General features: G+C 35.1%; 17 protein-coding genes and 5 pseudogenes. 17 read left to right on the forward strand and 5 right to left on the reverse strand.

Features of this window, described 5'->3' with window-relative positions; genetic code table 11:
• Window position 1: 1 nt before the first annotated feature.
• From bamA to surE, 7 genes are all read left to right on the forward strand, one after another.
• Window positions 2–2338, forward strand: a complete 2337-nt coding sequence (gene bamA, locus AAGD68_RS02150; RefSeq protein WP_253309599.1) for an outer membrane protein assembly factor BamA — start codon at window positions 2–4, stop codon at window positions 2336–2338.
• Window positions 2339–2890, forward strand: coding sequence for an OmpH family outer membrane protein (locus AAGD68_RS02155; protein ID WP_253309600.1), 552 nt, complete (start codon window positions 2339–2341; stop codon window positions 2888–2890). It begins immediately after the preceding gene.
• A 4-nt stretch (window positions 2891–2894) separates the two neighbouring features.
• A complete protein-coding gene (fabZ, locus tag AAGD68_RS02160; RefSeq protein WP_253309601.1) occupies window positions 2895–3335 on the forward strand; it encodes a 3-hydroxyacyl-ACP dehydratase FabZ in 441 nt (146 codons plus the stop codon).
• A 29-nt stretch (window positions 3336–3364) separates the two neighbouring features.
• Window positions 3365–6208 (forward strand): FAD-dependent oxidoreductase, encoded by a 2844-nt coding sequence (locus AAGD68_RS02165; RefSeq protein WP_265045385.1) that lies wholly within the window; start codon window positions 3365–3367, stop codon window positions 6206–6208.
• A gap of 303 nt (window positions 6209–6511) precedes the next feature.
• On the forward strand, window positions 6512–8071 hold the full coding sequence (locus tag AAGD68_RS02170) for a proton-conducting transporter membrane subunit (RefSeq protein WP_265016690.1): 1560 nt from the start codon (window positions 6512–6514) through the stop codon (window positions 8069–8071).
• Complete coding sequence (ffh, locus tag AAGD68_RS02175; RefSeq protein ID WP_253309603.1) at window positions 8056–9399, forward strand: signal recognition particle protein; 1344 nt, start codon at window positions 8056–8058, stop codon at window positions 9397–9399. Before AAGD68_RS02170 ends, ffh begins: the two co-directional genes overlap by 16 nt.
• A gap of 1338 nt (window positions 9400–10737) precedes the next feature.
• Window positions 10738–11490: a 5'/3'-nucleotidase SurE gene (gene surE, locus AAGD68_RS02185; protein ID WP_253309702.1), complete on the forward strand. Its 753-nt coding sequence runs from the start codon at window positions 10738–10740 to the stop codon at window positions 11488–11490.
• A 20-nt stretch (window positions 11491–11510) separates the two neighbouring features.
• Here surE and hisS read toward each other — a convergent pair whose 3' ends face one another.
• The gene (hisS, locus tag AAGD68_RS02190) at window positions 11511–12737 is read right to left on the reverse strand and encodes a histidine--tRNA ligase (protein ID WP_341814327.1); all 1227 of its coding nucleotides are present in this window, start codon (window positions 12735–12737) and stop codon (window positions 11511–11513) included.
• The gene (locus tag AAGD68_RS02195; protein WP_253309984.1) at window positions 12734–13306 is read right to left on the reverse strand and encodes a NifU family protein; all 573 of its coding nucleotides are present in this window, start codon (window positions 13304–13306) and stop codon (window positions 12734–12736) included. Before AAGD68_RS02195 ends, hisS begins: the two co-directional genes overlap by 4 nt.
• 167 nt (window positions 13307–13473) lie before the next feature.
• On the opposite strand from AAGD68_RS02195, the gene AAGD68_RS02200 reads away from it, so the two are divergent.
• The 4 genes from AAGD68_RS02200 to AAGD68_RS02215 all read left to right on the forward strand — a co-directional run bounded on the left by AAGD68_RS02200 (window position 13474) and on the right by AAGD68_RS02215 (window position 16581).
• Window positions 13474–13725, forward strand: a complete 252-nt coding sequence (locus AAGD68_RS02200; RefSeq protein ID WP_264329184.1) for a DnaJ domain-containing protein — start codon at window positions 13474–13476, stop codon at window positions 13723–13725.
• Window positions 13726–13813: 88 nt separating this feature from the next.
• Window positions 13814–15037 (forward strand): cytochrome b/b6, encoded by a 1224-nt coding sequence (locus AAGD68_RS02205; RefSeq protein ID WP_341814328.1) that lies wholly within the window; start codon window positions 13814–13816, stop codon window positions 15035–15037.
• Window positions 15037–15798, forward strand: a complete 762-nt coding sequence (locus AAGD68_RS02210; RefSeq protein ID WP_406833358.1) for a cytochrome c1 — start codon at window positions 15037–15039, stop codon at window positions 15796–15798. Before AAGD68_RS02205 ends, AAGD68_RS02210 begins: the two co-directional genes overlap by 1 nt.
• Window positions 15799–16395: 597 nt before the next feature.
• Complete coding sequence (locus AAGD68_RS02215; protein WP_265017479.1) at window positions 16396–16581, forward strand: hypothetical protein; 186 nt, start codon at window positions 16396–16398, stop codon at window positions 16579–16581.
• Between the two features lie 251 nt (window positions 16582–16832).
• Here AAGD68_RS02215 and AAGD68_RS02220 read toward each other — a convergent pair.
• A pseudogene (locus tag AAGD68_RS02220) lies at window positions 16833–17848 on the reverse strand (IS110 family transposase).
• Window positions 17849–18051: 203 nt separating this feature from the next.
• Here AAGD68_RS02220 and AAGD68_RS02225 point away from each other — a divergent pair.
• Together AAGD68_RS02225 and AAGD68_RS02230 are read left to right on the forward strand one after the other, a co-directional pair.
• The gene (locus AAGD68_RS02225) at window positions 18052–18303 is read left to right on the forward strand and encodes a hypothetical protein (RefSeq protein WP_341814329.1); all 252 of its coding nucleotides are present in this window, start codon (window positions 18052–18054) and stop codon (window positions 18301–18303) included.
• A 38-nt stretch (window positions 18304–18341) separates the two neighbouring features.
• Window positions 18342–19325, forward strand: a pseudogene (locus tag AAGD68_RS02230) (IS481 family transposase).
• 270 nt (window positions 19326–19595) lie between these two features.
• Here the strand turns inward: AAGD68_RS02230 and AAGD68_RS02235 are convergent.
• Window positions 19596–21004, reverse strand: a pseudogene (locus AAGD68_RS02235) (IS4 family transposase).
• Between the two features lie 164 nt (window positions 21005–21168).
• Here AAGD68_RS02235 and AAGD68_RS02240 point away from each other — a divergent pair.
• From AAGD68_RS02240 to AAGD68_RS02255, 4 genes and pseudogenes are all read left to right on the forward strand, one after another.
• Window positions 21169–21469 (forward strand): annotated as a pseudogene (locus AAGD68_RS02240) (major capsid protein); the annotation flags it as partial.
• A gap of 454 nt (window positions 21470–21923) precedes the next feature.
• Window positions 21924–23253 (forward strand): annotated as a pseudogene (locus tag AAGD68_RS02245) (IS110 family transposase).
• Window positions 23250–24191: an ankyrin repeat domain-containing protein gene (locus tag AAGD68_RS02250; protein ID WP_341814330.1), complete on the forward strand. Its 942-nt coding sequence runs from the start codon at window positions 23250–23252 to the stop codon at window positions 24189–24191. Before AAGD68_RS02245 ends, AAGD68_RS02250 begins: the two are co-directional and overlap by 4 nt.
• Window positions 24192–24196: 5 nt before the next feature.
• A complete protein-coding gene (locus AAGD68_RS02255; protein ID WP_341814331.1) occupies window positions 24197–24526 on the forward strand; it encodes an ankyrin repeat domain-containing protein in 330 nt (109 codons plus the stop codon).
• A gap of 85 nt (window positions 24527–24611) precedes the next feature.
• Here the strand turns inward: AAGD68_RS02255 and AAGD68_RS02260 are convergent, their stop codons facing one another.
• Entirely contained in the window at window positions 24612–25031 is a 420-nt protein-coding gene (locus tag AAGD68_RS02260) for a DedA family protein (RefSeq protein ID WP_253309412.1), read from the reverse strand.
• Window positions 25032–25036: the final 5 nt, after the last annotated feature.

A 25036-nucleotide genomic window follows, 5' to 3' on the forward strand; every position in this document is an offset into this window, starting at 1 on the left:
TATGAAAAAGCTATTTTACATACTAATAGTAATTTTTATCTCCTTTCCCGCTCTACTTGTTGCTTTAGAAAATAAGGAAAAAGTACAGATAAAAGATATCAAATGCATTGGCAATGAGCGAGTAAGCAATCAAACAATAGGGTTTTATATAAAGTTAGAACCTGGTAGCTATGTAGACGACGATGATATAGATTCGATTATAAAAGGTTTATATAAAACAAAGTTGTTTGCTAGTGTTAACGCTTATATCGATGATAAAAAAAATTTAGTAGTAAAAATTCAAGAAAATCCACTAATTAACAAGATAATATTAAAGGGTAATAAATTATTTAACAGCAAAGAGCTGCTAAATAATGTAATTCAATCAAAATCGCTAACTATTTTCACTGAAACAAAATTGCAAAACGATTTAATGAATTTAATCACTACTTATAGAAATAACGGTAAGGTTGGTGTTAACGTTGCATATGAGCTGAATAAGCTTGATAGTAATAGGGTCAATCTAATTTTTAAAATAAAAGAAGGTAAAACCTCTAAAATTAAGGATATAAGATTTATAGGTAACAAAAACTTTTCTGAAAACGAGCTAGAGCAAGCTATTAAAGTGCATAGTAATGACATATTTAGTAAGTTATTTAGAGCCATGTTTAAGGGCGGAACTCGTTATTCACCACAATATTTATTGATTAACACAGAATTGCTCGATCGTTTTTATTCGTCTAAGGGATATATTCAAAATAATATTCAACCGATTGTTGAGATTGATAATAACAATCAGATAGAATTGACTTTTTTGATTGACGAAGGACAGCAATATTTGTTTGGAAATAATGAGGTTAATATTGAAACTGAAATTCAGGATTTAAGCCTAAAAGAAGAAATATTGGACTTTATAACAGAGGAAAACGATAAGATATTTAATAGAGTTAAAATTAATAATACAGTAGAAAAAATAAACAAGTATTTAAATGAGAAAGGATATATATTTGCAAAAGTTAATCCAGAGTATGCACAACGTGACAATGTTGTAGATGTGACCTACAGAGTGCTGCCGGGTAAAAAGATTTATATAAATCAAATTACAATTGATGGTAACGATCGCACTTTAGATAAAGTGATCAGAAGTAAGCTAAGTGTAGCAGAAGGTGATGCATACAATATATCTGAGATTCAAAAATCACGTAAAAAACTAATTAGTAGTGATTTTTTTGAAACAGTGAAAGTAAATAGTTACGCAGTTAATGACAATGCAGTAAATCTTGACTTAAATGTTAAAGAAAAAAGAACTGCTTCATTATCTTTAGCAGGAGGTATGTCCTTTCCTGGTGGAGCATTTGTAAAAACTGATTTCACAGATCGTAATTTATTTGGTAGTGGTAAAGAGCTCTCTTTTGCTCTTGAGAAAAATCAATATTCACTTTCTACTAATGTAGAGGTTGTTGAAAATAATTTTAACGATTCTGATACATCACTAGGTGTGGGCGTATTTTATGAAAAACAAGATAAACCACACACTAGCTTCGACAGTTGTGACATGGGATTTTCAACAAAATTATCATACAAAGTTATAGAAAACTTAACTAATTCCATTCGCTACTCTTACAAGTATAACCGTATACATATGGATAATAAGGATGGAAAAGACAATGACATCTCTGATATAATAAAGGGGCAAGAAGGTGAACATCAGATTTCATCAGTAGGATACACATTAGCGTATAATAAACTGGATAACCTCTATACTCCAAAAGAAGGGTATTTACTGCGCTTAAGTCAGGATATTTCAGGATTGGGAGGGAATGTAAACTTCCTAAAATCTGAGTTCTTGTCTTTTTACACGCATCCTATATTAAGTAAAATTGACGATAGCATAATACTACGCTTTAAGATGGCAGCAGGTCATATTTTTTCTTATACCGATGAAGATCTAAACATTGGCCAGCACTTTTTTAAAGGGGGTAATGAGATTAGAGGGTTTGACCTTTCCGGCATTGGACCAAGAGCAGAAGACAAAAATAAAAGCTCATTGGGAGGCAAAACTTATTTTAATTTAACACAGCAAGTAGATTTTCCACTACCAAAACTATATGACTATGCTGGTATCAAAGGCTCATTATTTGTTGACTATGCAACACTTTTTGGCTTAGATGATAAAAATGAGAAATATAAAGATCCATATAATGATAGTAAGCTTATAAGAGTGTCACCAGGTTTTGGCTTTTCAATGCCTTCTCCTTTTGGTAGACTTAGATTAGATTTTGGGTTTCCTTTAGTAAAGGAATCTTATGATATAATACCATCACCAAATGTTAAATTTTCTATTGAAGCGGGGATTTGAATGAAATATATACAGTTATTTATATCAGTTATTGCCTTAATTATTTCCTTATTTGTGGGGTATAAGTTTGCAGGATATCAACCTCAGAACACAAAGGCTGCCATTATTGATAGTGATAAAGTTATCAATGAATCTCTTGCTCTGCGAAATATACAACAACAAATAAAGGAGCAGAATTCTAGATTACAACAAGAATTTGAAAGTGAGTTAGAAAAACTTAAGCCATCAAAAGAAGAATTTGAACTTTTGTCAGAAGAAGCAAAAAAGGAAAAGACAGAACAGTTTAATAAGCATACTGTAAATGCTAGAGATGCTTACGCTGAAAAAATGTTGTATTTAGAAGAAAGTTATAGAGATGCAGTAGAGAGTGTTTTTAACAAGATAAAAGAAGTTGCTAAAAAAACGGCAGAAAAAAACAACATAGATTTAGTACTATTTATTTCAAAAAAGAAACAAGTTTTATACTCTATGGATGAAGTTGATTTATCGGATATGGTATTAAACAATATAAACAAGGAAATACCTGAATTTGCTTTAAAAGGCATTGAGTAGGCTTATGCAATTTAATATCAGTGATATTATAAAAATACTACCACATTCTTATCCGTTTCTCTTAGTAGATAGGGTTATAGAGTGTGATCCTGGTAAAAGTATAAAAGCAATCAAAAATGTGACTTTTAATGAGCCATTTTTTATTGGTCATTTCCCTGGTCATCCAATAATGCCAGGAGTCTTGATAATTGAATCGCTAGCTCAAGCATCTGCTATATGTGTTCTTGGTAAAGAAAGTCAAGGTACAATAGAAAACAAAGCTATTTACTTTATGTCTATTGAAAATGCAAAATTCAGAAAGCCAGTCACTCCAGGGGACACACTGATTCTGCAAGCTAATGTTAAAAACGCACGTTTAAGTGCATGTAAATTTGAGTGTATTGCGTGTGTTGGTGAAGAAAAGGTTGCAGAAGCAACGATTTTAGCTATGCTACAAAATACGTAATATACAAAAGACAGTGTGCATACTGTATAATGCAGCTTAATATCTCATTTTCAAATTTATATACTCGCAGTGGATTAATAAAATTGGATGAGACATTTTTGAATTATATTAAATCATGTGATGAAAGCTTGTTTTGTTCATTAATTGAAGCAAGGAAAAATCAGATTGGTGATAGCCAGTTAATAATAGACCTCTCATATTTATTTGACGAGTTTATTGCAAAACTTTTCAACATTGAAAAAGAAATAGAAGAGCTAAAGAAAAAACACAATGACTTTGCTGTGGTATATAAATGCAAAAGGTTATTTGTCCAACGCTACGCATTGAAGAAATACATTAATGTGGCGAATATAGATATTACTAACAAACTAAGTCATTTTCTCACTTTGCCAACAACAGAAAAAAATTTTGCCGAGCAGGTGATGCATTGGTTTGAAGATAAAGAAAATCACAAAGAAGAAATAGAACTTGCGGCACAATATGCAGTGTGGAGAGTAAAAAATAAACGGAGTATACTCTTTAGTATCCATAGGAAAATTGACCATGAAAATCTCATACCATTTTCTAAAAAAGAAGTAGACAAAGTTGAAGTGCTGTATTCAAATGAAGTAAAAAGACGATATGGTTTTGATCTAACAAGCAAAAAGGTGAGTTTGAACAAAGCATTAGATAACGCTCACTACTGCATATTCTGTCATAAGCAAAATAAGGACAGCTGCTCAAAGGGGCTAATTAATAACGACAATACTTTTAAACAGTCCCCACTAAAAGTTGAGCTGCATGGCTGTCCACTAGAACAGAAAATATCAGAAATGAATCTGGTGAAAAGCGAAGGTTACAGCATAGCAAGCCTTGCAATTGTGATGATAGATAACCCATTATGTGCGGCTACTGGGCACAGAATATGCAATGACTGCATGAACTCGTGCATATATCAGAAACAAGAACCCGTGAATGTGCCAATGATTGAAACAAGGATTTTGGATGATGTGCTTAGTTTACCGTACGGATTTGAAATATATTCTCTGCTCAGCCGTTGGAATCCTTTAAATTTTCAGCGTTCATTGCCAAGAGAAAACACCGGAAAAAACGTTCTAGTTGTAGGCCTTGGTCCTGCTGGTTTTAATTTAGCTCATCATTTGTTGAATGATGGGCATAACGTTATCGCCATTGATGGACTAAAGATTGAACCTTTAATCGATAATTTCCAGCTAATTAAAGATTTTGAACACGAAAAATTGAGTGAACGCACGGCAGGTGGGTTTGGTGGAGTGGCAGAATATGGCATTACTTCTAGGTGGGATAAAAATTACTTAAAAATTATCAGGTTATTACTAGAAAGACGTGAAAATTTTGCAATTTATGGCGGCATTCGTTTTGGTGGCACAATTACCGTGAAAGATAGCTTCAATCTAGGTTTTGATCACATCGCCTTGGCGCTTGGCTCAGGTAAGCCTCGAATGATAAAAATAAAGAATATGCTAGCTCGTGGAGTGCGTATGGCATCTGACTTTCTTATGTCGTTACAACTGACTGGCGCTCTTAAATTTGATTCTATAGCAAATCTGCAAGTTCGTATGCCGATAGTTGTAATAGGGGCTGGGCTTACTGCAATTGACACTGCTACTGAAGCTTTAGCGTATTATCCAATTCAAGTAGAAAAATTTCTTCTTCGTTACGAGGTATTGGTTGGTAAATATGGAAAAGACTATGTTGAAAAAGATTGGACAGAGGAAGAGCGCGAAATTGCGAATGAGTTTATATCGCACGCACAATTGATCCGAGAAAAGCAAAAGTTAGCAAAAAAAGAGAGTAGAGAAATAAAAATATTAGAGTTAATGCAGAGTTTGGGGGGAGTGAAAGTTGTATATAGAAAAGAGCTAAAAGATTCGCCAAGTTATCGATTAAATAGCGAAGAGGTGCAAAATGCACTGTCAGAAGGGATTTACTTTATTGAAAACTTAGAGCCAGTTGAAGTTGTGACGGATAAATATAATCATGCTGAATCAATAAAACTAATAGACACAAAATCCGGCGAAATCAAATGCATGAAAGCACGTTCTATTTTTATAGCAGCAGGTACTGAGCCAAATACAGTTATTGCAACAGAAGATAAAAAGCATTTTAAATTAAGCAATGGGTATTTTACTCATTTGAATTCATCAGGAAAAGAAATAGATCCAATATTTTCTCCTAAGATGCAGAATAAAGACAGAATATTAGTATATAAGCAAGGCAATAAAACAATTAGCTTTTTTGGTGATCTTCATCCTTCGTATAGCGGCAGCGTCGTGAAAGCTATGGCAAGTGCTAAGAACGGCTACCCTATTATTTCCCAGCTTTTGAATAGAGTTAATAGCTTCGTTTCTGTCACTCCAGCTAGAATCTCGGAGTCATATGCACAATTGTATGAATGTTGTAATGTAAGAGTAACTTTCACCAAAAAAGATGTCATCCAAGTAGCTGACACTGAGATCCAGAAAAAAAATGCGTGGTCAAGCGTTGAAGATCTGGCTAACAAAGAATTTTTCAATAAAATCAAAGAGCAATTCACTGCAAAGGTTATAAAAGTTCAATATTTAACAGACAAAGTTGTGGAAATAGTGATCAAAGCACCACTTGCGGCAAAGAATTTTAAACCTGGACAATTCTTTAGGTTGCAAAATTTTGAAACCAATAGCAGAAAAGCCAATAATACAAACCTTGCTATGGAAGGTATAGCCGTAACCGGCACTGAAGTAGACAAAAAAAAAGGAATTATTTCCACTATTGTGCTTGAAACTGGCGGTTCCACTAATTTATGTAAATGTTTTAAAGAAGGTGAACAAGTAATTCTTATGGGTCCAACTGGAAGCCCAACTGAGGTTTACTAAGTCTGGATATTAAAGTGATGCCAAATTTTATTTCAAAAAGTAAATAATTTACTAACGCTCGTGCACAAATTAAAAATAAATTATGCACGAGTGTAGCATTGTGAATTAAGAATGCTATATTAAAGCTTACCTCACTATTAAAGCTATCGGTCAGATTAGATTAAAAACCTAATCTGACCGGTTTCTCTATAACCCTCTAAACTCTGATATAATTATATGATAATTAGTTTAATTAGTGGTTAATATGCAAATTGATTTTATTCATATATTGAGATAGCATAAACCATATTGGTTTAAATTATTGTGCAACTTTGTAAATCGTCACTGTTACTCCTACTGACTATATTAATAGTTATAGTCCTAAAATTACCTGAAAATTTGAGCATTGCAGTAAATTGGTCTCTCCCAATTCTAGATTTTGATTTATCTTTTCGTATCATACTAATATCTTTTTTATCAGTTGCATTTTTAGCTGTTCTACCAGCACAAAATTTGACTTTTTCAGAGATGCTATCTTTTGCTGCTTACACTATTAGTTCACTTTATGCAGTTTTATCTGAACATATGATATTGGTTATAATATTCTGTGAATTAATGACCGTCAGTGCATTTTTTACTATCGCAGCTGGCTGTAGAGATAGTGGACCTGCAATAAGGTACGCTTGTGTACACTTTTTCGTTGGAGTTATATTAACAGCAGGATTGGCACTGCAAAGTACTAACCTGATAATTTTAGGTTTATTGATAAACTGCGCTTGTTTCCCTTTTTCGTTTTGGGTTGTTGATGCATATCCTGCTGCATCGCTACATGGCACTACATATCTCTCTTTATTTACCACTAAAGTCTCTTTTTTAGTGATGCTTTTACACACTTATAACCTATGGCAAGATTGTACTGAAATATTAGCGCTTGTAGGCGCCATCACTGCAATTTACAGCATTATATTTGCTTCTCTTGAGCAAAATATTCGTAGATTTTTATGCTATAATATTGTAGGACAAATGGGCTTGCTGATTATTGCAGGAGGTTTACTCAGCCCTTCGGAAAAGGCAATACCAATTTTGATACTGCATATAATCTTCTCTCTTGTTTATCAATCATTATTGTTTGTGGTCAGCAATTCGATTATTTCACGAACAAAAACAATTAGTTTTAATGGAGTAGGTAAACTGATGTCAGTGGAAGGCATGTGTGCTATAATCGCAATACTTACAATGGCTGCATTTCCTGGAACCGCTGGATTTATCAGTAAATCATATATCACAGCTGAAATTGAAATGAACACTGTTGCCTTAAAAGGGTATAAAAATTTATATAAGGTTCTAAATTTGCTGCTTCATTTAAGCGTGGGGCTAAAGTTTCTTTATTACTTATTTATTGCAAAAAGTAAGTCAAAACCTTTAGCAGAGAGGGGGAGCAAAATGACTATGATCATTTTAGCATTTATATGCGTAATCACTGGCAATCCTTACTTACCTATTTACAATAAATCTTCGATTTTCGATTTTGTGTACAACACAAAAAATATTTTGTCGCAATTTAATTTGTTATTATGTACCACTTTATTGTTTATTCCTTTACGCAAGTTATTTTACCCGAGAATAAATTTTAAAATGGATGTTGATTGGACTTTTAGAGCTTTCATACCCTATATTGTCTTGCTGTTCAATCAGTTAGTCTCTAAAACTAGAGAAATATTTGCCAGCGTAGTGCAAAACTTGACTAATTCACTTACTAGTTTATACTTTAATAATATTACTAAACTTAAAGAAGTGCTGGGTTATAACTCAGTGAGTTTTGTTTCAGCTTCTTCTCTCTTTTTAATGAGTATTCTACTAACGCTATTATGTTTAAATCGTTAACTGAAAGTTTAAATTCTGTATTTAGTAAACTAAGAGGAAAGTCGATCATTTCTGAAGATGATTTTAATCTTGCCATGCGTGAAATACGCATAGCCTTAATTGAAGCTGACGTTTCACTTGAAGTTGCAAAAAAATTCATCAACGACATTAAAGATAAAGTGATTGGGGAAAAAGTCATAAAAAGTGTTTCTCCAGCACAAATGATAATTAAAATTGTGCAGGATAATTTAGTTGCAGTTCTCGGATCAGAGAAAAGTGACTTAAATCTAGCAGTTAAACCCCCTGCTGTGATTATGATGGTGGGCTTACAAGGTGCAGGTAAAACAACTACCTCAGGAAAGCTTGCTTTAAAGCTAAAAAAGCAAAAGAAAAAAGTGATGCTTGCCTCTTTAGACATTTATAGGCCGGCTGCCCAAAAACAACTTGAGGTGCTGGGTAAACAGATAGACGTACAAACTTTACCTACAGTAATAAATGAGGGGCCTATTGCAATTACAAAAAGGGCACTGGCAGCAGCAAAGAACGATAATTATGATGTATTAATACTAGACACCGCAGGCAGGCTTCATATTGACAATAATATGATGAATGAGTTGAAAGCCGTAAAGGAAATAGCTTCACCTGCAGAAGTTATTTTAGTAGCCGACGCAATGATAGGCCAGGATGCGGTCAACATTGCCAAATCATTCAATGAGGTAATAGGTGTAACCGGCATTATTCTCACCCGCGTTGATGGTGATGCACGTGGTGGTGCTGCTCTTTCTATGAAAATGATCACCGATTGTCCAATTAAATTTATTGCTTGTGGTGAAAAATTAAGTGACCTCGATGATTTTTATCCCGATAGAATTGCAAAAAGGATACTTAGCATGGGTGATGTTGTCTCATTGGTTGAAAAAGCTGCTGAGATTGTTGGTCAGGAAGAAATTGATAAGTTACAAAAGAAAGTAAAAAAGGGTAAATTCGACCTAAACGACCTAGTGGGAATGTTAAAAACTCTGAGTAAAATGGATGGCATTAGCAACATAATGAAATTCATCCCTAGTTCATTCACAAAAAAGCTAAGTAGCAGTGTGCCAGATGACAATAAAGTGAAAAAATATATAGCCATCATAAACTCAATGACCGAAAAAGAAAGGCAAAATCCAGATATTTTAAATGGCAAAAGAAGACTTAGAATTTCTAAGGGGTCCGGAACAAGTGTAACTGAAGTTAATCTTCTGATTAAGCAGTATAATCAAATGAGCTCTGTGGTAAATAAGTTCAGTAAAGTTGACCATAGTAAACTCAAAGAATCTGATTTGATGGATATGCTAAGCAGAAAGTAAGTCAGCAGGTAGTGGAATGAGACGATTGTCAGTAAACCTTTAGCTATATCAAAAGCGGCTTAGGTCTCGCAAAAAAATTTACAGCTTCTTGCTAGCCAAGAAATTTATTATTAATTTTAAGAAATACTATAGCTGATCCAAGCAACATGTCATACCGCGATTCATTCGCGGTATCTCAGCCGCTAACAAGAGATCCCGCTAACAAGCAGCGGGATGACGAATTACTATCTACACCGTCATACCGCCGCGGTATCTCTAGATCCCGCTAACACGTGGCGGGATGACGAAGTTATCGTCATGCCACCGCGAACCGTCATATCGCCGCAGACCGTCATACCGCGATTCATTCGCGGTATCTCTTAGCATAGATCCCGCTAACACGTAGCGGGATGACGAAGTTATCGTCATGCCACCGCGAACCGTCATATCGCCGCAGACCGTCATACCGCGATTCATTCGCGGTATCTCTTAGCATAGATCCCGCTAACACGTGGCGGGATGACGGGTGTCAGGGTGTCATCCGAGTAGCCTCTTTCTTGTCATCCCAGTGCCCAGACACTGGGATCCAGAAAACTTAATTTTAACCAAGTGGCTGCATAATAAAGACTGGATCCCAGACTGGAATGACACCCTACTTAACCGTCATACCGCGATTCATTCGCGGTATCTCAGCCGCTAACAAGAGATCCCGCTAACACGTAGCGGGATGACGGTTGTCGTTTAGCCATAAATATTTAAGAAATTTACCAAACAAAAAAAAAGGCAAAAGAAGCCCTAGTCATTGTCTATTTTCAGTATTGGCGTTTTTTTATGTTTTAAACGTTTAATAACCGCGACTCAGCTGCTTTTTAATGCAACTAACCTTTAGTCATAAATGTTTAAGAAATTTACTAAGCAGAAAAAAAGGCAAAAGAAACCCCGTGGTAATTAGTGTTCACTCTCTAATCCTGCAAATTGGCGTACTATACTGTCTTAAACGACTTATAAGCGCGTTTCAGCTTATATAGGTAAAAACCTAGAAATATTGTGAAGACATAAGGTGCACATAGTGCAAAAAATTAAAAATAAGACGCCAACTACGTTGTTTTCTTGCTGTTTAATCTGCACAGATGAAGATAACTGAATACCTTCAGTACCATGATAAGGGGGCTGGCGGAGTTTGTCAAGTAGGTTTTTTTGTTTCTATTGTAATGACAGTTATAGCCTGTGCAAGAAATCTATTGATTTACAGCAGGTTCTTTGTTACAGTTCATAGTTTGCAAAGAAACTTAAAGCCTCATGAGTTTATTTACAGCCAGTGATTTACATAATTTGGAACTGTATAGCTGAGTATTGTATATGATAATATTGATAACAAACGATGATGGCTTTGGAAGTGAAGGAATAAAATTACTCAAAGAGATTGCACGGAATTTTGCGTCAGAAATATGGATAGTGGCACCAGATACTGATAGAAGCGGGGCTGCAAGATCTCTTGATTATCCAGTGAAACAATCTATTGGAATAAACCAACATAGTGAAAGGGAATTTAGTGTGTCTGGTACTCCTGCAGATTGTGTCATTATTGCGCTAAATAAAGTTATGAATAAAAAACCAGACTTAATATTGTCCGGAGTAAATATTGGATCAAATGTCGGGGACGATATTTGTTATTCAGGAACAATTGGTGCTGTAATGGAAGGTGCTGCAAGGTCTATACCTTCTATTGCGCTGAGCCAAGTTTATCATGATAAAATAGACTGGCACAATACAAAGGTTTTTGCACCAAAGGTTATTGCCAAGCTAGTTAAGGTTGGTTGGCCTAAAAACATAGTGATGAGTGTAAATTTTCCTGCTACGGAAAAAGTAAAAGGAGTAGAATTTGCTGAACAAGGTGAATATAACATTGATGGGGATTTAACTTTTACTGAAAATTCGAATGGCTTTTTTAGCTTAAATTGGTCTCGAGAGCACTCAGGCAGTGGTAGTGTAAATAAAATAAAAGAAGGATTTATTACTATCACACCAGTAAAATTAGATTTTACAGATTATGATACATTGAATGCTATGAAAAATTCTTGTGCAGACGAATTTTCTTCTATAGCTGACTAAGAAAAACATTTGCATTGCTCTTAATTGATGTTTTCTATTGTGTTATCGCGAGCAATTATTTTTTCTTCACCTGTATCCATGTTTTTGATCTTTAAAGTTTTACTACTCAATTCTTCATCGCCAAAGATTAAAGCAGCTTTAGCATTTGCTTGATTTGCTTTTTTCATTCGGTTTTTAAGTGCTCCGCTATATTCGTAGACTACATATAAACCATTTCTGCGCAATTCATTCGCAAGTGTTAGAGCATGTTCATCAGCCTCTCTGCCGATCGGAATTAGGTAAATAGGTCGCTCTTCTTTCGGAGAATAATTGATTAACTCCATTATGCGTTCAATACCTCCTGCAAATCCTATCGCTGGAGTGTGTTTTCCACCTACTGAAGATACTAAATTATCGTATCTTCCACCGGCAAAAACTGCCCCTTGTGCACCTAAATCTTCTGTGACAAATTCAAATACTGTGTGACAATAATAGTCTAGACCTCGAACTAATTTGCTATTTACAGTGTAAGGTATGCCAAGAGCTTGCAGTCCATTTAACACCTGGTCAAAGAAATATGAAGATTCTTTTGTATAGTGATCACTGATTTTAGGCGCATCAGAAATTATTAATCTATCTTTCTCATCCTTAGAATCCAGTATTCTGAGTGGATTTTTGATCAACCTATTTTTGCTATCTTCTGATAGATCGTTTTGATACTTTGTAAAGTATAAGATCAAAGCTTCTCTATACTTAGTTATTGTTTCACTATCACCTAAAGAGTTGATTTCCAGCTTTACATTTTTATTGATGCTAAATTCAGTTAGTAAGTGCTGAGCGAGTGATATCAATTCAACATCGGCTTTTGAATCTTCTACACCAAAAACCTCAAAATTTATCTGATGAAATTGCCTCTGTCTTCCCTTTTGCGGTCTTTCGTAACGAAATGCAGGCCCTGTTGAAAATAATTTTATCGGCGTTTGCAGTTTTTTTTCAATTAATAGCCTAACAACCGCTGCAGTGAACTCAGGACGTAAAGTTATGCTCTTTCTCCCTTTATCATTAAAGGTGTACATCTCTTTAGTGATGATGTCTGAGCTATCACCTAAAGTCTTTGTGAAAACTTCCGTATATTCAAATATCGGAGTTTGAGCAGGCAAAAAGCCATATAGACTTGAGATTCTGCTTGTTGTTTGCTCTATGTGTTTAAACTTGTACCATTCATCAAACAGGAGATCTTTTGTTCCTCTAACCGTTTGATTAGTCATAGTGTGGTCTCTATACCTGCAACCTCTGGTATGTGGTAGCTCAGCATATTCTGCACTCCTTGCTTTAAAGTAATTGCAGCACTTGGGCATCCAGAGCAAGCTCCTTGTAACTCAACATAGACTATCCCATCTTTATAGCCACGAAATTTGATATCGCCACCATCTTGAGCAACTGCAGGTTTGATATAACTTTCCATCAATTCTTTTATTCTATTTACAATTTCTATATCATTTTTATCAAAAAATTCTTCATCCGGTATATTATTATCATTTACTCCTTCTTTATCTAGTGCTCTTCCACCTGAAGTAAAGTGATCCATGATTGTAGTTAAAATTTCTACTTTTAATGTATCCCAATTAATTCCACCCAATTTTGTTACTGAAATAAAATCATGACCAAAAAACACTCTTACCACATGTTCTATTTGAAAAAGATTTGCTGCTAGCTTGGAGTTTTTTATTTCATCTGCATTTGAAAAATCAGCCGTTTCTCCTTCGTTTAGAATTGCAAATCCAGGGAGAAATTTCAGTGTGTTTGGATTTGGTGTTTCTTCAATCTGGATGAACATGTTATTTACCATGACAATTATAATTGTTACTATTTAATCATAAAATGATAAAAAAATATACATGTCATTCATCTTTTTTCTTTTTTTAGTATTCATAGTAGTTACATTTGTTTTGCCTAGCGTTGTTGTATTTTTTCTTTTCCTGACAAAAAAATAACATAAGTTTCATGATGAACTCTATATTGAGTAAGTTTTTGAACGAATTTAATAGCAGTAGAAGTTATACTGAAAATTACACTGGTGATAACATGTCCAAAGATGAGGCATTAAAGATACTGGGGCTGAATCCTGAGGCAAGTCAAAATGAAATTAATAAAGCATATCAAAATTTAATGAAATTAGTTCATCCAGATAAAGGAGGCTCAGAGTATTTTGCACAGAAATTAAATGCGGCACGTGATAGGTTGCTGAAGAGGTAGTAATTAATATCGCTTTAAACTTTTTATTTGTGTGTAAAGGATAAGTTGCTACAATAAAACGAGTTAAAGGTAGAGAAAGCTTTAAGTTATGCAGAAAAAAAAAACAACGATAGAAGAAGAAAAAGGCATATTAGGGTGGATAGAATATAGATTGCCTATATTTTCTTTTTTGAAACACACTGCTTCTTACCAAGTGCCAAAAAACTTAAATTATGCTTGGAACTTTGGCTCTTTGGCTGGTATAGCGCTAATTTTACAAATAATAACAGGTATATTTCTTGCTATGCACTACACTCCGCATGTTGATTATGCGTTTAATAGTGTAGAGCGCATAATGCGAGATGTGAATTACGGGTGGTTAATACGCTACACTCACGCTGTTGGAGCATCGCTCTTCTTTATGGTAGTCTATGTTCATATAATGCGTGGATTATATTACGGATCTTACAAGAGGCCACGAGAGATGGTGTGGTTTGTTGGTATATTTATATTTTTTGCAATGATGGCAACTGCCTTTATGGGATATATATTGCCTTGGGGACAAATGAGTTTCTGGGGTGCAACAGTCATAACCAACTTATTTTCAGCTATACCTTTAATTGGCAATAAAATAGTTATATGGTTATGGGGTGGTTTTTCCGTTGATAATCCAACACTTAACCGTTTTTTTGCTCTGCATTATCTTCTGCCTTTCATTATTATTGCTTTAGCTATGCTTCATGTGATAGCTCTGCATAGGTTTGGCTCTGGTAACCCAAGTGGAGTGGAGGTAAAATCAGATAAGGATACCATTCCTCTCTATCCTTATTATATAGTCAAGGATTGCATAACTTTTGGTCTGTTTTTTGTAGTTTTGTTTGCATTTGTTTTCTATGCTCCTAATTATCTTGGACATCCAGACAATTATATAGAAGCTGATTCTATGGTCACTCCGGTACATATAGTGCCAGAGTGGTACTTTTTACCTTTTTATGCAATGCTACGTTCAATTCCAGATAAACTTACTGGTGTGCTTACCATGTTTGCGTCTATTTTAGTTTGGTTTTTGTTACCTTGGCTTGATAAATCAAAAGTTAAAAGTGGTGCTTATCGCCCAGTGTTCAAAAAATTTTTTTGGGTTTTCGCAATAAATTTTGCACTTCTTGCCTGGCTTGGAGGACAAGAGGTGAAAGAGCCTTACATCACTATGAGTAGGCTATCCACTCTTTATTATTTTGCATATTTTGTAATAATTTTACCACTGCTTAGTAAATATGAAAAGCCAAAAGAACCACCAAAAACCTTAAGTGATTCTGTGCCGGAGATGAAGTAATGCTGATGAGAAGTATGTTAGCTATACTTTGCATATTGTTTTTTGCTAATTTTGTGTATGCAGAAGAATTCAAGCCATCACCAAATAAAAAAATGGACTGGAAATTTGATGGAATTACCGGATCTTTCGATAGAGAGTCAATTCAACGAGGCTATAAAGTGTATAAAGAAGTCTGTGCTGCTTGTCATTCAATGAATAGGATAGCATTTCGTAATTTGCAAGATGTTGGTTTTTCTGAAGAAGATATAAAACAGATTGCAGCTTCTTATCAAGTTAAAGATGGTCCGAACGATTTGGGTGAAATGTTCGATAGACCTGGAGTACCTTCGGATTATTTTATTGCACCTTTTGATACAAAAGAAGCAGCTGCAGCAAGCAATAATGGTGCAGTTCCACCAGACTTATCGTTAATTATTAAAGCAAGGCATGATGGTGCAAATTATGTCTATTCACTGTTAACAGGCTATCAAAACGGCGAGCACGATGAAAATGATTTATACTTCAACCCTTACTTTTCAACAGGCAGGTTAGCTATGGCGCCACCACTTTCTGAAGGAATGGTGGAATATGATGGTGCAAGACAAGCCACAGTTGAAAATATGGCGTATGATGTGATAAATTTTTTACAATGGGCAGCAGAGCCAGAATTAGAGCGCCGGCATAAACTTGGATTAAAAGTAGTGGCGTATTTTATAATTTTAACAGTGTTTTTTGTATTAACTAACAATAGAATTTGGAGCAAGCTCTATAAAAAGAAGTGATAGTCAATTTTGCCTCAAATACAATGGTTGTCATCCAAGTAGCTAACACTGGTTCCTTTATGACGGCAGTGCCCAGAGGTGTCATGCAAGTAGCTGACAACATAGAAACGAAAAACTTACTTGACAAACTCCGCCAGCCCCCTTATCATAACACTGAAGCTATTTATTTATCTTCGCAATCTCTACAGTGGATTAATGACAAAAAAACTTAATGTATTTGGCGTAAATCATGCTTAATTTTTTGCACTATGTGCACCTCATGTCTTTATAAAACTTTAGGTTTCTACCTATACAAGCCGAAACGCGCTTATAAAGCGTTTAAGACAGCAAAAAACGTCAAATAGACAAGGGAGAATTTGAATACTAGCTACCCTGGGGTTTCTTTGCCTTTTTTCCTGCTTGGTAAATTTCTTAAACACTTGCGGTGTAGGTTAGTTGCAAGTTAAAAGCAGCTAAATCGCTCTTAATCAAGCGTTTTAGAATAAAAAAAACGCCGATATTTTAGTACATAGTGAATAGCCAACCACCATGGGGCTTCTTTTGCCTTTTTTTTCGTTTGGTAAATTTCTTAAATATTTATAGCTAAAGATTGCACGAATGTTGCAATTACAAAAGCGATCTCTACTAGGAGGATGTCATCCCAGTGCCCAGACACTGGGATCCAGTTTTCTTTACAAATTCACCAAAAGTGCTTCATTTTATAACGCAAAACCCATACTCACCAAACCCAATGCATTACTTACAATTAAAATTCCTGGATCCCAGTGTCAAGCACTGGGATGACAGGAGATACCGTCTTGTTAGTCAACAAAAAAATTATAAAAATTTCCCAAGTTGCATCATAAAATCAAAAAATACTTCCAATTGTGTAACAGTACACAGATTATAGTTAGTGGATATGTTGATAAGTAAATTAGTTTTATACGCACAAAACAGATGAAGTTTACTTATCAACATATCCACTAACCAACAACATTCAATAAATTTGTGTAAGATACCACTTTACATAAGATAGATAGGAAGCATTTTTGATTTTAAAGTACTAAACCTTCAGTCAACCTCCTAGCCCTGTAGTTTTTGATATGGTTAGGATCAAAAGCACTTTTGGATGTCAGAATACCGAAAATGATATGGAGTAGCTTACGCATTGCAGCACCAACGATGGCCATATTATGCTTACCCTTTTCCTTTAATCTTTGGCAAAAGCTCATAATGATAGGATTGTGATTCTTAGCTACTATGGCAGGAAAGAAAAGTGCCTTACGTAATGTTTGTGAACCGGATTTACTTAATCTGGGTTTGGCATATACAGAGGAACCTGACGTCATATTTCGTGGTATAACTCCTGTATATGCTGCCAATTGCCTGGCATCTCTAAAAACCTCTATATCAGAAACTTCAGCTAAAATAGCTATTGCTGATTCTTCTCCTATGCCTGGAATAGTCAATAGAAGTTGAAAATTTTCCAACAATTCTTTGTGTTGATTTAATAGTTCACGTACGGAGTTTTTTATTGTTTCTATTTTTTGAGCTATATTCATTGCAAGGTCTTCCCAAGCATTTGCAACTTCTTTAGGCAGTCTCTCTTTTTTTTCTAAGTGGTTATTTACTAATGTTAACTCATCTTTTAACGCAACTGAGCAACGATAAAGATGTTTTAATTTTTTCATTTCAGGAGAAGGTGGTGTCCAACTAGAAGGTTCCTGTCTTTGGCAATAATCAGCAATAACTTCTGCATCGGTCTGATCATTCTTTTGTCGTATCAGCTTACTCCTTGCATAAGATTTTATGCAATAAGGATTTACAACACTTACAAAATGTCCAGCATTGTGTAGAAATTCAGCCAGTGCTTCGCTATAACAACCAGTAGATTCCATGCAGGTTTTTACTTTTTCTACATTATGTTTGTGTAGAAAATTCAGTAGACTTTGAAACCATCGTTCTTAAAGCTTCTTTTTCTAGTTTCACGCTTTCCTTTTTTGCTTATAAATGAGAGAAAAACATCAAAGCGATCTTTTGATATATCTATGCCCAAAAAGTTGTTGATCATATATAACCCCATACGTTACCATTAAAAATGAAAAGTAAGGCTAACCTTGTGAATACAGAATTAGAACCATTCAGGTCTTTCTACGATACCGTCCAGCCTATACTTTTGAGAAGGGAATTCTTATCTCCTCTACAGATTTTATATCTAAGAAGAAGCACAGAGTTCCTCCCTTCTCCACCTAATGCTTAAGCTTAAAACATTAGATGCTTTTGACAAGATACAAGACGTTGTCACTACTACATTATGCTATAAGTCATAAGAATAATCAAGCTGTAAAAGATCTTTTGGAAGAAGCCAAAAAACAAAAGCTATTAAAGGAAGTTCTGAATGAAGAAATGACCACAAAACATTCAGATGGTCGGGAAGAAAATCATACAATACTTACAGATGCTATATCACGTAGAGACAATGACATTACGAGAGTAGTTGTACAGTTCCAGAGTGTGATGGTATGATAAAATGTGAGAAAAAAATATCATCAAAGGGAGGAATTATGGGACAAGTATTACATGGGTGCGCCAGAACAACAGAGACAATTCGTAGAGCAATACAAAATAGTAAAGAGAGCATAGCAAAACTCTCCAAGTGTTATAACCTTAAACCAAAAACTATTATTAAGTGGAGAAAACGCTCATTTACCAAAGATGCTGGTATGGGTCCAAAGCATCCAAGATCAACTGTTTTAACTTTAGAAGAGGAGGCTATAATTGTTGCATTTCGTAAGCATACTCTATTGCCATTAGATGACTGTCTCTACGCTTTGCAAACCTCAATCCCACATTTGAGTCGCTCCAGCTTACATCGTTGTTTACAAAGGCACAACATTAGCAGACTACCAGATGTCGATGGTGAAGTTAAATCAAGAAAGAAATTCAAACAATATCCTATAGGCTATTTCCATATTGATATCGCGGAAGTTAGAACAGAAGAAGGAAAGCTGTATTTGTTTGTTGCAATAGATCAAATTCACCTACGTTGAGTTGCACAAAAGTGCTACAAAACCCATAGCTGCTGAGTTTTTAGGTAATCTGATTAGAATTTTACCGTATAAAATCCACACTATTTTGACAGATAATGGCATACAATTTACAAATCAGAAGCGCCATAAATACGCCTTCCAACACATATTTGATAGAGTTTGTGAAGAAATAACATTGAACATCGTCTGACAAAAGTTAGCCATTCTTGGACAAATGGACAAGTTGAACGTATGAATAAAACTTTAAAGAATGCTACAGTTAAGAAATATTACTATCGTTCGCATCAGCAACTTAAGGAGCATCTTTATGACTTTGTTATGGCCTACAATTATGCAAAGAGACTCAAAGCTCTTAGGGGTCTTACGCCTTTTGAATTTATATGTTCTCAGTTGACAAAGTCTCCTGAATTATTTATAATAGATCCACACCATCACACTCTGGAACCATACATCTTATTCGTCTCAAAGACTGGTGGCAAATACTCAAAGCCAAACTAAGAGGACACTATAACTACTTCGGGATTAGCGGAAATTATCGATGGCTCAATAAGTTTAATTGGGCAGTAAAGAAACTAACGTTTAAGTGGATAAACCGACGTAGCCAGAAAAAGAGCATGAATTGGGAGCAATTTATTCATTATACACAAGTCAATCCACCACCAAAACCAAAAATATGTTTTTCCTTGTATACACAGGAGGTATGTCGTGAACGCTAATATTGTGGAGCCGTGTGCGGGAAAGCTGCATGCACGGTTCTTGCGCTTACTATTACCCACAAGTATAGAATTCATGAGCAAGTCTCCATCCTTCTGTTAAATCAAAGAGACGTTTCCATCCCTTCCACAAAGCTATAGCTAAGTCATTTTTGCGAGCTAAAAACCCTCCTAACTTGGCCACCCACCTCACAATTTCTCTTATAGGTGCAGGATAGTTTTTTGTCTTAAGCATTTTGGTATATAAAACCTTCCATTCGTCATCAGTCAGTATGACAGTGCAAGAAAGATTCGCTAGCTACCAATGTGATAAAAAATATTCTCCATGCAATTATACTCATAATTGTAAGAAAGCGGATCAATCTATCTGCTGTTTGGAGCCTACATTCTTCAACTTTAAGACCGGATTTCAAAATTTTATGAAAAACCTCTATTCTCCATCTTAAGCAATACCATTGTATTTTTTCTACTGCTTCTTCAAAATTATTAATATTTATATTTGTTAACAAAATCCAGTTCATGGGCTCTTCGCCAAATGGGGGATATTTTTCTATAACATAGACAGCATTTAAATTTAAATTAGGAAGTTTTTGGGTTTTACGTCTAGCGTTGTTTTTTGATGCATTCATCACAAAGTTACTAAACTTTACTTCTAAAACTGTTGTTCTTTGAGGTTTGTTATCGCGAGCAGACTTGAATTTCTCCTTGACAAGACATGCGATTCATCAAATCCCACAATCTTTCACCACCTTTTTCAGAATAAGTCGACTTCTTGTTTACTGTTCTGTTTTGATTTCCTCTTACTACAAAAAGAGATTGATTAGTGGAAGCAACTTCAAATAAATCATAAATATCTGCTTCTCTATCACAAACGGTAACTACCTTAACATCCTTTAATCCAGGATGTTTAGTAGAGTCTTTAAGTGCACCGTATGCTTTCTTTCTCTTCTATGGGAAGAGCAGTATTATGGCTTCTTCTTTTCAACTCCTTTAGGTCTTCAGCTAAGGAAGGTCTAGTACTAATTTTTTGATCCAATAATCCTATCTTCTGTTGTAACTGCAAACGTTGTATGCATCATGGGTTTTAAAATTAGTTGTTTTAGATGTTAATCTTGCTGCTATAATCCCTAATCCTTCGGTCTTTTTATGATTTTTATATGAAATATAACTCGTGTCCTGGATAGCTAAGATAGTTGAGTATTCTTTAGCTCTTTCAACAGTTTTAATTATATGACTGTCTAATATCTTTCTTTCAGAAATGGCATCGTTTTGGAAAAATCTATAAGCTGCTTTACTTTGATGCCAATCTTCACAAGCTTGATTTATTGAACGCTCAGGCGATTCAGCAAAACTATTAACTATTTTTAGAAACCTTTTACTTAATCTTATATCACCAAAATTAACAATTCCAAATTCACTTTCTGCCCATTCGCCAGTTGAGGTATTTATAGTTCTTTTCATCATATATTCCATTTTTAGACCATAGATCTATTTATAATAGAAAGTTGAATTAGTAAAATAGCAGCTTTTTCTCCATTTTTAGATTTATGGGTAATAGTAAGGTTCTTGCGGGGGAGTTATAGAAGTAAAACTCAATCAAGGGGGATAGGACTATGACTTCTACCGAACGATCAGGATTTACGTTCTGTGGAATAACATTTGAGGAGTACAGAGGACAAGCAACCGATCCTGAAGGAATTGTGAGAAGGTTTATAGAAAAAGATACAGGACATTGTTTTCCACTAGGAACAGCAAGCACATTTACTACTTACTTTGCGCCAGCGGACTTTAATGAAACGGTTTGGTCAGCCATTGTATGCAAAACAAGAGCCAAGAAGATTTGATAGAGGAACTGACCTTCATACCCAATCCAACCCTTTGCCGATGTGCCACCGTCCGGGGATATTAGTAAAAATCGTTGCAGCATAGAGGAGCCAAAAAGGAGATTTCCTCCTACCAATATAGCCACTTTCTTAGCGTGCTTCTTAAGTTACTATATAAAGGTAAAATGGTTTCCATGTTTGAGCAGGTAGATCAGCTATAAAAAAGAAGTGAGGTAAGGAAGTGGTCTACCCTGCTCCAAGTAAAGGCTAGTACATAAAAGCAAAAGATGCAAGCATCGAACAGACGAAATCTGTCAAATCAGAAAGAAACACACAAATTTAAGTTTTTAGTAGTTTTCAAGTATAGTTGTACAGGGAGCGCCTCTGCAGTTATGACCGACATTTTCAATGGTGCCTAAGTGCCCGTATGCAAGCATGGTTTTGGAAGGAACGGTCAAATCATTGATGGAGTCATTTAGACTACCTCGGTTAGGAGATTGTACTATCAACCGTTCCAAGCTGAAGCGTTTCCCTATTACAAATTATATGTAGGAGTTACCATGAAAAAAGCAAAAAGTAAATTAGAAATAGTGAATCCTAATGCAGCAGGAATAGACATTGGTTCAGCTGTACACTATGTGTGTGTACCTGAAGGAAGAGATGAACAACGCGTTCAGAAATTTGGCTGCTTTACTGAAGACCTTCATAACTTAGCACAGTGGTTGAAAAAGTGTAAAGTTACAACAGTAGCTATGGAATCAACAGGAGTATACTGGATTCCTTTATTTCAAATACTTGAGTCATACAAATTCGAGGTAAAATGCACGGCATGTAAAGAATGTACCTGGTAGGAAGTCTGACGTTCAAGATTGCCAATGGCTCCAACAACTGCATAGCTACGGACTGCTTCATGGATCGTTTAGGCCAGATAATCAGATGTGTGTATTGCGCAGTTACGTGCGGCAACGCAAAAATCTCACTGAAAGTGCATCTACACATATTCTGCGTATGCAGAAGGCATTAATTCAAATGAATATACAATTACACAAGGTTATTAGTCATATTACTGGGATAACTGGTATGAAAATCATTGAAGCTATAATTGAAGGCGAAAGAGATTCTGAAAAATTAGCAGAATTCAGGGACGTGCGAATGAAAAATGATCAGTCTACTATTGCAAAAGCGTTAGCTGGTGACTATAGAGAGGAACACTTATTCACGCTAAAGCAAGAATTTGAATTATATAATATTTATCAAGAAAAAATAGCAGAATGTGATAGAAATATTGAAGCCTATTATAAAACGTTTGAAACAAAGTCTTGTGAAAGCAAACAGCTAAGTAAGCAAAAGAATAAAAATAGCAAAAGTAAGCCAAGCTTTGCTTTGTATGAGGAACTGCACCGAATAACTGGTATGGATTTCACTAAAATTCCTGGATTTGATGTATTAAGTATACAAACCATAATTTCAGAAGTTGGTATAAACCATAGTAAATGGCCAACAGAAAAGCACTTTTCGTCGTGGTTGGGACTCAGTCCTGCTAATAAAGTTACAGGGGAAAAAGTGTTTAACACAAGAACACGTAAAGTCATTAACCGTGCTGCGAATGCTTTGCGAATAGCTGCTCATTCTGTAGGAAATAGTAAAAGTGCGTTGGGTGCATACTACAGAAGATTGAAAAAACGACTAGGAGCACCAAAAGCAATAACAGCTACTGCAAGAAAAATGGCATGCATATTTTATAGTATGCTCAAATACGGACAGGAATATGTAGAAAAAGGAATGGAATACTATGAAACACGCTATAAAGATAGAACTGTAAAAAATTTGATCAAAAAAGCGAGCGAATTTGGCTACATATTAGTTCAACAGGAAGAGTTAGTTGAGTGAGTTTCTTAGGAGAAGATACCTTAAGAAAAGTTCTGGAATTGATAAACGGCAGTGATTTAGTAATAGATAATTTTATTCATGTTGCATCTATTTGGGGACATGCAAGTAAGCACAGTAGGTTGATTGATGATTTTTATTTTAGTTCTATTTATTGTGAGCACAAAAGTACTATATTACATTTACTAGCTGAAAATAGTGACTGTGAAGCAATTCAAGGAATACTAACGCATATAAAAGAAAAACATTCAGATAGATTTAGTTGTGTTCTTAATGCTAAGAATAAGTATAATATTACCCCATTACATTCAGCTGTTTATGGTGGAAACTTGAATGTAATAGAATATCTTGTTGAAAAAAACGCAGATATCAACGCTAAAGATAAAGACGGTTTAATTCCATTACACGTGGCTGCTGAGTATGAAAACTTAGAAGCAGTAAAGTACTTCATTGAGAAAGGTATTGATGTGAACGTTAAAGATGGATGTGGTAGTACGCCATTACATATGGCTGCTTTGTATGGAAATTTGGAGATAGTGGAATATCTTGTTGTAAGAGGTGCAGATATTAATGCTGAGGCTAAAGGAATATTTTACAGTGGGACTTCATTACATATGGCTGCTAAAGGTGGAAACTTGGAAGTAGTGGAATATCTCGTTAAAAGAGGAGCTTATTTAAGTGCTGAGGATAAAGATGGTATGACTCTATTACACGTTGCTGCTGAGAATGGTAACTTGGATATAGTTAAGTACTTCGTTAACAAAGGTGCTGACATTAACGCTAGGAATAGTATTGGTAATACTCCATTATATATGGCAGCTTTTTGTGGAAAGTTGGAGGTAGTGGAATATCTTGCGGACAAAGGTGCTAACGCTAACATCAAGAACAAAGCTGGCAATACTCCATTACATCTTGCTGCTATCAGAGAAAAGTTAATATAGCTAAAGTGCTACTAGAACACAATGCAGATATTAATGCTGAAAATGATGAGGGAGCAACAGTGTTACACTATGCTATTATAGGAAAAAACTTGGAGGTGGTGAAGTACATTATCGAAAAAGGTGCCAATGTCAACGCTAAGGATAAAGATGGCAAAACACCACTACATCATGCTGTTCTGATGGGAAAAGTTGATATAGCTATGGTATTACTAAAACACAATGCAAATGTTAATGCTAGAAATAATTGGGGAATGAAAGTATTAGGTTATGCCGCTGATGACCACCAAGAGCTTGTGGAATTGCTTTTAGCTCATGGTGCATCCTATGACTACTAGAAATTTTGCATTTAATTTATAGCTCCGCTTCTATCAGGGCATAGGATGACAGAAGTGGGCTTTAATAGCTGTAGTACTATAGCTGTTATACTCCAAAAGTAAGTATTAGATATAACAAATAGAAGAAATTAGATAGAATGATTAAAGGGGCAAGGATATAAAGGTTTAACTTGAAATAACCTGATAAAATTTGAATCACACTTCCAAGTGCTGGCACCCATGAAAGTAATAAAGTTGCAAAAATTAGCAAATTTTTTGTAACTTTTGGCATTGTATATTCGTTTTCTAATTTGTGGTATGATTCTCGCATTAAGATTGTTATTCTACCTAAATACCAGTTAACTATTCCACCAAGGCTTGATCCTAGTACTCCAAAAAATAACATAAGTAGTAGATTGTGATGTGATCTAAAGTACAGCATAGCTTCAAACATAAAGCCTTGGTGTATAGGCAAGATTAACGATGATAATAGGCTATCTTTAAACAGCAGAAAGTAATCTTCCATATAAG

It is taken from the genome of Wolbachia endosymbiont (group A) of Machimus atricapillus, assembly GCF_964027095.1.
Taxonomy (GTDB): domain Bacteria; phylum Pseudomonadota; class Alphaproteobacteria; order Rickettsiales; family Anaplasmataceae; genus Wolbachia.

Bases quoted from the DNA above. Each gene is read 5' to 3' on its own strand.
- bamA (WP_253309599.1), top strand. From the start codon at position 2: ATGAAAAAGCTATTTTACATACTAATAGTAATTTTTATCTCCTTTCCC.
- AAGD68_RS02155 (WP_253309600.1), top strand. From the start codon at position 2,339: ATGAAATATATACAGTTATTTATATCAGTTATTGCCTTAATTATTTCC.
- fabZ (WP_253309601.1), top strand. From the start codon at position 2,895: ATGCAATTTAATATCAGTGATATTATAAAAATACTACCACATTCTTAT.
- AAGD68_RS02165 (WP_265045385.1), top strand. From the start codon at position 3,365: ATGCAGCTTAATATCTCATTTTCAAATTTATATACTCGCAGTGGATTA.
- ffh (WP_253309603.1), top strand. From the start codon at position 8,056: ATGTTTAAATCGTTAACTGAAAGTTTAAATTCTGTATTTAGTAAACTA.
- surE (WP_253309702.1), top strand. From the start codon at position 10,738: ATGATAATATTGATAACAAACGATGATGGCTTTGGAAGTGAAGGAATA.
- hisS (WP_341814327.1), bottom strand. From the start codon at position 12,737: ATGACTAATCAAACGGTTAGAGGAACAAAAGATCTCCTGTTTGATGAA.
- AAGD68_RS02195 (WP_253309984.1), bottom strand. From the start codon at position 13,306: ATGTTCATCCAGATTGAAGAAACACCAAATCCAAACACACTGAAATTT.
- AAGD68_RS02200 (WP_264329184.1), top strand. From the start codon at position 13,474: ATGATGAACTCTATATTGAGTAAGTTTTTGAACGAATTTAATAGCAGT.
- AAGD68_RS02205 (WP_341814328.1), top strand. From the start codon at position 13,814: ATGCAGAAAAAAAAAACAACGATAGAAGAAGAAAAAGGCATATTAGGG.
- AAGD68_RS02210 (WP_406833358.1), top strand. From the start codon at position 15,037: ATGCTGATGAGAAGTATGTTAGCTATACTTTGCATATTGTTTTTTGCT.
- AAGD68_RS02215 (WP_265017479.1), top strand. From the start codon at position 16,396: ATGTTGCAATTACAAAAGCGATCTCTACTAGGAGGATGTCATCCCAGT.
- AAGD68_RS02225 (WP_341814329.1), top strand. From the start codon at position 18,052: ATGCTTTTGACAAGATACAAGACGTTGTCACTACTACATTATGCTATA.
- AAGD68_RS02260 (WP_253309412.1), bottom strand. From the start codon at position 25,031: ATGGAAGATTACTTTCTGCTGTTTAAAGATAGCCTATTATCATCGTTA.